Origin of the sequence: Streptomyces sp. WM6372, assembly GCF_001279655.1 — a bacterium.
Lineage (GTDB): Bacteria > Actinomycetota > Actinomycetes > Streptomycetales > Streptomycetaceae > Streptomyces.
Window position 1 is genome coordinate 1 of sequence record NZ_LGDB01000026.1, and the last position, 10,294, is coordinate 10,294.

At 73.5% G+C, this 10,294-nt stretch carries 9 protein-coding genes; 5 read left to right on the forward strand and 4 right to left on the reverse strand.

Annotated features, from left to right (window positions below):
• Positions 1-278 precede the first annotated feature (278 nt).
• Entirely contained in the window at positions 279-752 is a 474-nt protein-coding gene (locus ADK52_RS04685) for a carboxymuconolactone decarboxylase family protein (protein ID WP_053688510.1), read from the forward strand.
• A 156-nt stretch (positions 753-908) separates the two neighbouring features.
• Positions 909-1,601: an LppU/SCO3897 family protein gene (locus ADK52_RS04690; protein ID WP_053688511.1), complete on the forward strand. Its 693-nt coding sequence runs from the start codon at positions 909-911 to the stop codon at positions 1,599-1,601.
• Positions 1,602-1,637: 36 nt separating this feature from the next.
• Here the strand turns inward: ADK52_RS04690 and ADK52_RS04695 are convergent, their stop codons facing one another.
• On the reverse strand, positions 1,638-3,407 hold the full coding sequence (locus ADK52_RS04695; RefSeq protein ID WP_053688512.1) for an AMP-dependent synthetase/ligase: 1,770 nt from the start codon (positions 3,405-3,407) through the stop codon (positions 1,638-1,640).
• A gap of 140 nt (positions 3,408-3,547) precedes the next feature.
• On the opposite strand from ADK52_RS04695, the gene ADK52_RS04700 reads away from it, so the two are divergent.
• Positions 3,548-4,558: an AraC family transcriptional regulator gene (locus tag ADK52_RS04700; protein WP_053688513.1), complete on the forward strand. Its 1,011-nt coding sequence runs from the start codon at positions 3,548-3,550 to the stop codon at positions 4,556-4,558.
• 16 nt (positions 4,559-4,574) lie between these two features.
• On the opposite strand, the gene ADK52_RS04705 is transcribed toward ADK52_RS04700, so the two are convergent.
• On the reverse strand, positions 4,575-5,777 hold the full coding sequence (locus ADK52_RS04705; protein ID WP_053688514.1) for a calcium-binding protein: 1,203 nt from the start codon (positions 5,775-5,777) through the stop codon (positions 4,575-4,577).
• Positions 5,778-6,041: 264 nt separating this feature from the next.
• Between ADK52_RS04705 and ADK52_RS04710 the strand changes: the two genes are divergently transcribed.
• Positions 6,042-7,211: a lipase family protein gene (locus ADK52_RS04710; RefSeq protein ID WP_053688515.1), complete on the forward strand. Its 1,170-nt coding sequence runs from the start codon at positions 6,042-6,044 to the stop codon at positions 7,209-7,211.
• A gap of 18 nt (positions 7,212-7,229) precedes the next feature.
• Here ADK52_RS04710 and ADK52_RS04715 read toward each other — a convergent pair whose 3' ends face one another.
• Complete coding sequence (locus ADK52_RS04715; protein WP_053688516.1) at positions 7,230-7,661, reverse strand: MarR family winged helix-turn-helix transcriptional regulator; 432 nt, start codon at positions 7,659-7,661, stop codon at positions 7,230-7,232.
• 134 nt (positions 7,662-7,795) lie between these two features.
• Between ADK52_RS04715 and ADK52_RS04720 the strand changes: the two genes are divergently transcribed.
• Positions 7,796-8,221, forward strand: coding sequence for a GlcG/HbpS family heme-binding protein (locus tag ADK52_RS04720; protein ID WP_053688517.1), 426 nt, complete (start codon positions 7,796-7,798; stop codon positions 8,219-8,221).
• Positions 8,222-8,278: 57 nt separating this feature from the next.
• On the opposite strand, the gene ADK52_RS04725 is transcribed toward ADK52_RS04720, so the two are convergent.
• Positions 8,279-10,159, reverse strand: coding sequence for a long-chain fatty acid--CoA ligase (locus ADK52_RS04725; protein WP_078987962.1), 1,881 nt, complete (start codon positions 10,157-10,159; stop codon positions 8,279-8,281).
• Positions 10,160-10,294: the final 135 nt, after the last annotated feature.

Consider the following 10,294-nt stretch of genomic DNA (forward strand, 5'->3'; position numbering starts at 1 on the left):
AAGCGACGCGACCGCAGGGAGCGCCCTTGACGGACCGACCCGACACGGAAGGACAGTGGACTGACGGGACGCCCCCGGACCCCTCACCGACCCCGGCCGGCCGGGATCCCGCCCCCAACAGCCCGGCCGACCTCACCCGCCCCCGAACCACGGGACCCCGCCGCCGACCGGGTGAGACGGGCTGGCCGTCCGGCCGTGTCGGCGAGCTGTCACATCTGCCCGGGCTGTTCCGTCAGAGCTGTGTAACGGTCCACACGCCCACCCAGCAGGAGATCATCATGGACGCTCGGCTCGACTTCTTCGGCAACGCCCTCGCCGCCAAGTTCTCGCGGTACATCAACTCGGCGGGCAAGGTCATCTCGGACTCGACCCTGCCGCACGCGACCCAGGAGCTGGTGAAGCTGCGGGCCAGCCAGATCAACGGCTGCGGCTTCTGCACCGACATGCACTACAAGGACGCCGTGCACGCCGGGGAGGACGCGCTGCGGCTGAACCTGGTCGCGGCCTGGCGCGAGGCCACGGTGTTCACCGACGCCGAGCGGGCGGCCCTGGAGCTGACGGAGCAGGGCACGCGCATCGCCGACGCGGCCGGCGGCGTCACGGACCAGGCCTGGACGGACGCCTCCAAGCACTACGACGAGGACCAGATGGCGGCCCTGGTCTCCCTCATCGCCCTGATCAACACCTACAACCGGATGAACGTGATCGTCCAGCAGCCGGCCGGCAGCTACCAGCCGGGGCAGTTCGGCTGACCCGTCGCCCCGCCATGGCCGCTGGCAGCTGGCCGCTGGCCACTGGCCACTGGCCACTGGCCACTGGCAGCAGCGGAACGGCTGCGTCCCAAGGCGTCCGCGCTGCACACTTGATGAGGGTTCGCCAGGTCTCTTTCCTCACCCCGTGGAGCAGCCGTGGAGTCTCCGGAGATACCGATCACGATCACGCCTCAGCAGGCCGCCCACGGGGTGATCCTGAGCGTGCCGCTGCCCACCGGCAACGCCCGGCTGCGGATTCCGCCCTCCCGGGACGGGGACCTCGTACGGGCCCGGGTCGGCCAGGGCGAGGTGCTCGTGCGGATCCGGGTCGCCGGCGCGCCGGCGCCGCAGGCGCCCGTGTCGAACGGGCGGGGGTGTCTGGTCGCACTCGGTGTCGCCATCGCCGTCGTCGTCGGCGTGGTCCTGCTGAACAGCGGGGGCGACGACGACGCCGACAGCGCGGCCTCCCCGACGCCCGTTCCCTCGTACAGCTCCCCGACCCGGTCGCCGATCCCCGTCCCGCCGCCCGTGAGCCGGGAGACCGACGTCGTCGCCCCGCCCTCCGAGGAGCCGGCCCCCAGTCCGTTCGACCGGGGGACCTGCCTCAACGGGGAGCTCCCCGACTCGACCACCGCCCAGCGCGTCACGGGGGTGAAGGAGGTCTCCTGCTCGGCGTCCGACGCGCACTACAAGGTCATCGAGCGCATCCCGCTGACCTCCGAGTTGGAGCGCTGCAACAGCAATCCGAAGACCCAGTACGCGTTCTCGTACCGCTACAGCCGGGGCGGGATCACCATCAACGAGTACGTGTACTGCCTCGTCGGCCTCGGCTCGTACGCCCGCGACTGAGCCCCGCCCTGCCGCCGCCCCCACCCCCGCGTACCCCTACCCGTACAGCGCGTCGATCTGCGCCGCGTAGCGTTCCGCCACCGCCTTGCGGCGGAGCTTCAGGGTCGGGGTCAGGGTGCCGGCCTCGATGGTGAACTCCTCGGGGAGGACGTGGAAGGCGCGGATGCGGGCCGGGCGGGAGACCGTGGCGTTGGCCGCCGTGACCGCCTCCTCGACCAGGGCGCGGACCGCGGGGTGGGCGGCCGCGGCAGCCAGGTCGAAGCCCTCGCGGCCGTCGCCGCCCAGGTCCCGGTCGGGGCCCTCGACCCCCTCCCGGCGCGCCCACGCCGTGATCTCCTCCGCGTCCAGGGTGATCAGCGCGACCGGGTGGGGCCGGCGGTCGCCGATCAGGACCGCCCGCGATACGTACGGGGAGCGCTGTACGGCGAACTCGACCTCCGTCGGGGTGATGTTCTTGCCCGCCGAGGTGATGATCAGCTCCTTCTTGCGGCCCGTGATCGACAGGAACCCGTCGGCGTCCAGTTCCCCCAGGTCCCCGGTGTGCAGCCAGCCCTGCGCGTCCAGTGCCTCCGCCGTCGCGGCCCCGTTCGCGTGGTAGCCCGGGAAGATCATCGGGCCCCGGGCCAGCACCTCGCCGTCGGCCGCGATGCGGACCTCGCAGCCCGCGATCGGCCGGCCCACCGTGCCGGGGCGCACGGCCTCGGGGTGGTTGAAGCTGATGAGCCCGGCGGACTCGGTCATTCCGTAGCCCTCGTACACCGGGATCCCGCAGGCCCGCAGGAAGTCCAAGGTCTCCGGGGCGATCGGTGCTCCCCCGGTCACCGCGTGCCCCAGCCGGCCCCCGAAGGCGCCCCTGACCAGGGAGTACAGGCTCTTCTCCGCCTCCTCGTAGGCCGGCCGGTCGGCCTCGGGCAGGCGGCCCTCCGCCTCCAGCACCCCCAGCCGCACCGCCTCCCGGAAGCGCTCGGCGCCGCCCTCCTGCGCCTGCGCCAGGGACAGCACCACGGAGTGCACCTTCTCGAACAGGCGCGGTACGGAGGGGAGATGGGTGGGCCGCGCCTCGGCCAGTTCGGACAGCACGTCCTCGATCCGGCCGCCGAAGTAGCACAGCTCCCCGCCCGCCAGGAGGGTCGTGAACTGGATCAGCTGCGCCAGCAGGTGCGCGAGGGGGAGGTAGAGGTAGGTGGAGTCACCCGGCCCGCCCTGGATCAGCGGCTGCGTCGCGTCCTGGACGGCGCCCAGGTTCCCGTGCGTGAGGCGGCAGCCCTTCGGCAGGCCGGTCGTGCCCGAGGTGTAGACGATCGAGGCGTCGTGGCCGGGTTCCACCCCCCGGGCCCGGTGCAGGAGTTCCGCCTCCGGAGCCTGTTCCAGCTCCGGCAGCGCGTCCATCCGTACGACCGCGCGCAGCGCGGGCAGCTTCGCCCGCAGCGCCTCCACCCGGTCCGCCTGCGCCGCGTCGTCGCAGACGACGGCCACCGCCTCCGCGTCCGAGAGGACCCAGGCCAGCTCCTCCTCCCCCGCCGTCGGGTAGACCGGTACGAGGACGGCGCCCGCCGCCAGGATCCCGAAGTGGGTGTACGTCCACGCCGGCCGGGTCTCGGCCAGGACCGCCACCCGCTCGCCGGGGCCGACCCCCAGCGCGATCAGCGCCCGCCCGGTCCGCCGTACGCGCTCGCGCAGTCCGGCGTACGTGACGGTGGCCCATCCCCCGTCCGGGTCCCGGTGGCGCAGGGCGCTCTCACCGCCGAACCGCTCCCCCGTCCACTCCGTGAACACCGCCAGCGTCTCCGGTCGCACAGCGTCCATCGCGTTCGCCTCCCTGGGGTGCGTACGCCGTGCGCACGACGTACGTCCGACCGACGCTAGGCAGCCAACCCCCTCGCGGGACATGACCGGAAGCGTCACGCCCCCTGACCGCAGCGCTCATCCGGGCTACCGTCGGATCCATGGGGAGGCGGACGATCACCGTGCACCATGTGCGTGCCGTGCTCGCGGGGGCGGCGCGCGGCGGCATCGACACCGTGCCGCTGCTCCAGGAGGCGCAGATCCCGCCGCTGCTGCTCGGCGACGACCGGGCGCGGATCACGCCGGCGCAGTTCGCCCGGCTGTTCCGGGCGCTGTACCGGACCACGCAGGACGAGTTCCTCGGCCTGTCGGCGGTGCCGAGCCGCCCGGGCACGTTCGCGATGATGTGTTACGCCTCGCTGGGCTGCCGGGACCTCGGCGCGGCGGTGGAGCGCGCCGCGACCTTCTACGGCCTCTTCCCCGGCGGCCCGGAACTGGTCTTGGAGGTCACGGGGGACGAGGCGCGGTTCACGGTGCGCAACGACTTCGCCCGGGACGAGGAGCGGTTCCTGACCGAGTGCGTGCTCGCCATCTGGCACCGGCTGAGCAGCTGGCTGATCGGGCGGCGCATCCCGCTCGCGTACGCGGCGTTCGCGTACCCTCCGCCGCCGCACGAGGCCGAGTACGAGATCCTGTTCGACTGCCCGGTCCGCTTCGGGGCGGACGGTACGGGGGCCGCCTTCGACGCGCACTGGCTGGCCGCACCGCTCGTACGGGACGAGGCGGCGCTGGACGCGATGCTGCGCCGGGCCCCCTTCGACCTGCTGTCGAGGCCGGAGTACGGGACGACGGTCGCGGAGCAGGTCCGCCGGGCCCTGGCGCGGCAGTTGCGGACCTCGCCGCGGCTGCCGGCGCTCGGGGAGGTGGCGGCGCGGCTGGCGGTGTCCCCGGCGACGCTGCGGCGGCGGCTGCAGCAGGAGGGGACGTCGTTCCAGCAGCTGAAGGACCACGTACGGCGGGACGCGGCGATCGCGGGGCTGGCGGAGAGCGGCGAGCCGATAGCGGAACTGGCGGCCCGCCTCGGCTTCTCGGAGGACACGGCCTTCCACCGCGCGTTCCGCCGCTGGACGGGCACGACCCCGGGCGCGTACCGCATCGCGTCGGGCGGCTGAGGCGGGCCCGGCCCGCTTACGGGATGTTGGCGGTCGACTCGCAGCGGACGGCGACGTCGGCGGTGCCGCCCTGGCCGTCGCAGAAGTCGACGTTCGCCCCGCCGTCGAGGAAGTCGTCGGCCGGGCCGGCGAAGATCGAGTCGTCGCCGGCCTGGCCGCGGAGCTGGTCCCGGCCGCCCGCGGTGCCGGCGGTCGCGTCCCCGTCGAAGTTGGTGTTGTCGCCGAAGAGCGTGTCGTCGCCGCCCCCGGCGTCGATCGTGTCGTTGCCGGCCGCGGTGACGGAGGCGTCGCCGACCGAGCTGTCGCCGATGAGGATCTCGGCCGCGGAGCCGCCGACGATCCGGTCGTTGCCCGCGCCCCTGGCCTGTCCGCCGGCCGGGTCGCCGATGTTGTGGTCGCCGACGGCGAAGACGCCGCCGTCGGCCCCCAGGTCCAGCAGGTCGTTGCCGCCGCTGCCGACGGCCGCCGTGATGCCCTCGCTGTCGCCGAGGAGGCTGTCGCCGGTTCCGGCGCCGCCGCGCAGGATGTCGTTCCCGGCGCCGGTGCCCGTCCCCTGGAAGGGGGCGGCGGAGTCGCCGACCAGGCCGTCGTCGCCGTTGCCGCCGTCCATCAGGTCGTTGCCGCCGCCCGTGGCGTCGCCGCCGAGGGCGACGCTGTCGCCGGTCATGTGCTCGTCGTCGCCGTCGCCGCCGGACATGCGGTCGTTGCCGCCGCCGCGGGCGGTCCCGGCGTCGTCGCTCTCGGAGTCGCCGACCATGAAGTCGGCGCCGGGGCCGCCGTCGAGGAGGTCGTGCCCGCCGCCCGTGGCGTTGCCGCTCGCGGTGAACGAGTCGCCGACCATGTCGTCGTCGCCGTCGCCCCCGCGCAGTTCGTCGTTGCCGCCGCCCGTGGCGTCGCCGGCGGCGACGGCCGTGTCGCCGCGGAGGACGTCGTTGCCGGCGCCGCCGTCGAGCCGGTCGTTCCCGGCGCCGCCGATGAGCTGGTCGTTCCCGCCGAGCCCGCAGACGAGGTCGTTGCCGCCGAGCCCGTTGACGGTGTCGGCTCCCGCCGAGCCCACGATGACGTCGTTGCCGGGCGTGCCGTTGAGGGTGCCGCTGCCGGTGATGGTGGCGGGGACGCCGAAACAGGTCACGGGGGCGGCCGAGGCCCCGGCGGCCGGCATCCCGAGGGCGAACAGCGCGGCGGTGACGACACCGGCCGTGACGATGGGGCGAGCCATGCGAGTCCTCCGACGACGGTCCGTTACGACATCGCAGCACCCCTCCCACCCCCCACCCGTCCCGCAAGCGGAGGCTCCGCCGACTGCCGCACCTTGTCCCTCCCACGGGTGGCGGGCGGGCGGCCATGCGGGCGTGCGGCCCTGCGGGCGTGCGAATCCGGGTCAGGAAAGGTGAGCTGCGCGGTCAGCGACGTTCCGACCGGTCGGTCACTACGTTCTCCTCACCTGTCCCCCGCACGAAACGTTCCGTTGGGAGAGCCGCCCATGCGTTTCCGAACCCCCGCAGCCGCAGCCGTGGCCGCGACCGCGACCGTGGCCATGGCCGCACTGGCCTTCTCGGTCTCGGTCCCGGCCCCCGCCACCGCGGCCGAAACCGGGCGGGCCGGCGACATCGTCGATGTCGCGCCGTCCGCGTTCCATCCGCTGCCCGGCCAGCCGACCGGCACCAAGGCGTGGAAGATCCACTACCGGTCCAGCACCGCCGCCGGTGTCCCGAACACCGTCTCCGGCACCGTGATCGTCCCGCAGGACGGCCGGACCGGCCCGCGGCCGCTCGTCACTTACGCCGTCGGCACCGTTGGCATGGGCGACTCCTGCGCGCCGAGCGACAACCTCCCGTACGGCACCGCCATGGAGGCCAACCTCATCCAGCAGCTCACCCTGCGCGGCTGGGCCGTGGTCGTCACCGACTACGAGGGGCTCGGCACGCCGGGGGTGCACACGTACACGGTCGGCCCGTCGGCCGGCCGCGCCGTGCTCGACGCGGCCCGCGCGGCCACCCGGCTCCCCGAGGCGGGGCTGCCGGCGGACACCCCGGTCGGCATCATGGGCTACTCCCAGGGCGGCCAGGCCAGCAGCTGGGCCGCCGAGCTGCAGGGTTCGTACGCCCCCGAACTCAAGGTGAAGGGCACGGCGACGGGCGGGGTCCCGGCCGACCTGATGAAGGTGGCCGAGTTCAACAACGGCTCGTACGGCTCGGGGCTCGTCTTCATGGCGGCGGCCGGGCAGGACGCGGCGTTCCCGGAACTGCGGCTCGACTCGTACCTCAACCCGGCGGGCAAGGCGCTGGTGGCCGGGATGAAGGAGAACTGCGTGGCCATCGACGCCATCGCGGGCTCCTTCAAGCGGATCTCCGACCTGACGACCCGCAATCCGCTCGAACAGCCGGACTGGCAGGCCCGGTTGGACCAGAGCCGGCTGGGGCGGACGGCGCCGTCCGCGCCGGTGTACCAGTACCACGCGCTCGGCGACGAGCTGATCCCGTACGCGGTCGGGCGGCAGCTGCGCTCGGAGTGGTGCGCGAAGGGCGCGGACGTGGAGTGGCGGACCATCTGGGTCGGTGAGCACGTCAGCGGCGTGATCACGCACTCCGTGGCGGCGGGGAACTGGCTCGCCGACCGCTTCGCGGGCCGCCCGACGCACGCCGACTGCTGAGGGCCTCGGGGCCGCGGCCTAACGGCCGGCGGCCTCCGCGTTCCGGATGATCCGGGCGAGCAGCTCCCGTACGGCGGCCGTCTCGGACTCGGAGAGGCCCTCGGCCAGCCGGGCGTCGAGCTTCGCCACGAGCGCGTCGGCGGCGGCGAACACCTCCGCGCCCCGCTCGGTCATCCGGATCTCGATGAGCGTGCCGTGGATCGGGTGCGGGGTGCGCGCGATGAGACCGCGGGTCTCCAGCCGGCCGAGCAGGCTGTTCATCGTCTGCGGGGTCACCGAGAGCTTCCGCGCGAGCTCGGCGGCGTTGATCCCGGGGTTGTCGCTGAGCACGGCGAGCGCGGCCTGCTGGGCAGCGGTGATCCCGGCCTCGCGCACAGCGGCCTCCTTGGCGGCCTGCGTGATGCGTTCGGCCTGCTTGATGTGGATCAGCAGGCGCTCGGAGTAGTGCATGGGGCGAGTGTAAGAGCGGCTGCCGGTCGGGTGCCAGTCATCACCGAGCGGTCAGCCAGCTTGCAGACAGCCATCAGCATGCTGTTAGCTAAAAGCACACGAACTCCTGCACGTCTCACCAAGGGGATACCGCCATGACCGCTGTCCGCACCCGTCCGGCCCTCAGCAACGACCTCGCGCGCGCCATCGTCGACGCCGCCCTCGCCGCCGCCCGGGAGACGGAGCTGCGCTTCGCCATCGCCGTGGTGGACGAGTCCGGCCACCTCAGCGCGTTCGCGCGGATGGACGGCTCGGGCCTGATGACCATCCAGATCGCCCAGGACAAGGCGTACACCGCGGCCGCCTTCGGCCTGAGCACCACCGACTGGCACGAGTTCGTCGAGAACGACGCGCAGCTGGCCCCGGGCGCCCGGACCGGCATCGACCGGCTGGTCACGTTCGGCGGCGGACTGCCGATCGTCGTCGACGGCCAGCTGGTCGGCGGCATCGGCGTCTCGGGCGGCCACTGGTCGGACGACGTCAAGATCGCCGAGGCCGGCCTGACCGCCGTCCCCGCATAGCCGGCTGGGGGGCGGGAGGTCCGAAAGCCGGTCTCCCGCCCCGCCGACGCCCCGGGGTCACGGCTTGCGGTACAGGTCGTCGATCTGCTGCTCGAAGTCGCGGGCGATCCTGGCGCGCTTCAGTTTCAGGGACGGGGTCAGGTGGCCGCCCGCCTCCGTGAACTCCCCCGCCAGCACCGCGAAGCGGCGTATCGACTCCGCTCGCGAGACCAGGCGGTTCGCCTCGTCCACCGCCCGCTGGAGTTCCGCCCGCAGTTCCTCGTCCCGCACCAGCTCCCGCATCGGCATCGTCGTCTTCTTCCGCATCTGCCGCCAGTGCGCCAGCCCCTCCGGCTCCAGCGTGATCAGCGCCACCACGTACGGCCGGTTGTCGCCGACCACCATGCACTGGCCGACCAGCGGGTGGGCCCGCAGCCAGTCCTCCAGCGGGGCCGGGGCCACGTTCTTGCCGCCGGAGGTGATGATCAGGTCCTTCTTCCGGCCGGTGATCGTCAGGTAGCCCTCGCCGTCCAGCTCCCCTATGTCCCCCGTCGGGAACCAGCCGCCTCCCCCCACGACCGCGTGGGCGGAGTTCCAGTACCCCGCGAACACGTGCCGCCCCCGCAGCAGCACCTCCCCGTCCTCCGCGATGCCCACGGCGGTGCCCGGCAGCGGCCACCCGACCGTCCCGAGCCTCGGCTTCAGCGGCGGGGTGACCGTCGACGCCCCGGTCGTCTCCGTGAGCCCGTACCCCTCGAAGACCTCGATCCCGGCGCCGGTGTAGAACGCCGCGAGGCGCCGCCCGAGCGGCGAGCCGCCGCTCAGGATGTACCGCACGCGCCCGCCCAGCGCCGCCCGGATCCGCCGGTAGACGAGCGGGTCGTACAGTGCCCGCGCCGCCCGCAGGCTCACTCCCGGGGTCCGGCCCTCGACGATCTCCCCGTACCGCTGGGCGATCCGCGCCGCCCGGTCGAACGAGGCGGCCCGGCCCATCCGTTCGGCCGTCGCGCGCGCGGTGTTGTAGACCTTTTCCAGTACGTACGGGATGGCCAGCAGGAACGTCGGCCGGAACCCGGCGAGGTCGGCGAGCAGCTCCTCCGTCTTGATGCTCGGCGCGTGCCCGAGCCTGACCCGCGCCCGCATGCACCCCACGGCCACCATCCGCCCGAACACGTGCGAGAGCGGCAGGAACAGCAGCGTCGAGGCCGCGTCCGCGCTCACGGACTTGAAGACGGGGTGCAGCAGCTCGACCGCGTTGTCGGCCTCGGCGAAGAAGTTGGCGTGCGTGATCACGCAGCCCTTGGGCCGTCCCGTCGTACCGGACGTGTAGATGAGGGTGGCCACGGAGTCCGGCGTACGGACGGACCGGCGCGCGTGCACGACGGCGTCGGGCAGGTCCTCGCCGGCCTTGACCAGCCGCGCCACCGCGCCCGTGTCGAACTCCCACAGGTGCGCCAGCCAGGGCAGGTTGGCCCGCTCGGCGCTGATCAGGCGGGCCTGCGCGGTGTCCTCGACGGCGCAGGCCACGGCCCCGGAGTCCTGGATGATCCAGCGGGCCTGGAGCGCCGACGACGTCGGGTAGATCGGTACGGTGACCAGCCCCGCGGCCCACGCGGCGAAGTCCAGCAGGGTCCACTCGTACGTGGTCCGAGCCATGATCGCGAGCCGGTCCCCCTCGCGCAGCCCCTCGGCGATCAGGCCCTTCGCGACGGCCGTCACCTCGGCGGCGAACTCGGCGGCGGTCACGTCGCGCCAGCTGCCGTCCCGCTCCTTGCGGGCGAGCACCACGTCGCCGGGGGCCTCCCGGGCGTTCTGGAACGGGATGTCCCCGAGCGACCCGCTCACCGGCATCCCGGCCAGCGCGGGCACCTCCGCCTGCCGCACCACCCCGTCGACGACGGTCAACACGGGCGGCACCAGTGCGGGCGGTACCTGCTGGGGCGCGGCTTCCACGGCGATCTCCTCGGCTCGACTCCGGAGTTACCGCCGGTAATCTACGCACGGGTAACCCCTCTGACCAGCCCCCGCGCACCCCTTGGTCGAACCCACCCGACTCCTCCACACCCCCCGCACCCCCCGTACCCCCTTCCCTCC

Coding starts and splice junctions, on each gene's coding strand:
- ADK52_RS04685 (WP_053688510.1), top strand. CDS start 279: ATGGACGCTCGGCTCGACTTCTTCGGCAACGCCCTCGCCGCCAAGTTC.
- ADK52_RS04705 (WP_053688514.1), bottom strand. CDS start 5,777: ATGGCTCGCCCCATCGTCACGGCCGGTGTCGTCACCGCCGCGCTGTTC.
- ADK52_RS04695 (WP_053688512.1), bottom strand. CDS start 3,407: ATGGACGCTGTGCGACCGGAGACGCTGGCGGTGTTCACGGAGTGGACG.
- ADK52_RS04720 (WP_053688517.1), top strand. CDS start 7,796: ATGACCGCTGTCCGCACCCGTCCGGCCCTCAGCAACGACCTCGCGCGC.
- ADK52_RS04715 (WP_053688516.1), bottom strand. CDS start 7,661: ATGCACTACTCCGAGCGCCTGCTGATCCACATCAAGCAGGCCGAACGC.
- ADK52_RS04710 (WP_053688515.1), top strand. CDS start 6,042: ATGCGTTTCCGAACCCCCGCAGCCGCAGCCGTGGCCGCGACCGCGACC.
- ADK52_RS04700 (WP_053688513.1), top strand. CDS start 3,548: ATGGGGAGGCGGACGATCACCGTGCACCATGTGCGTGCCGTGCTCGCG.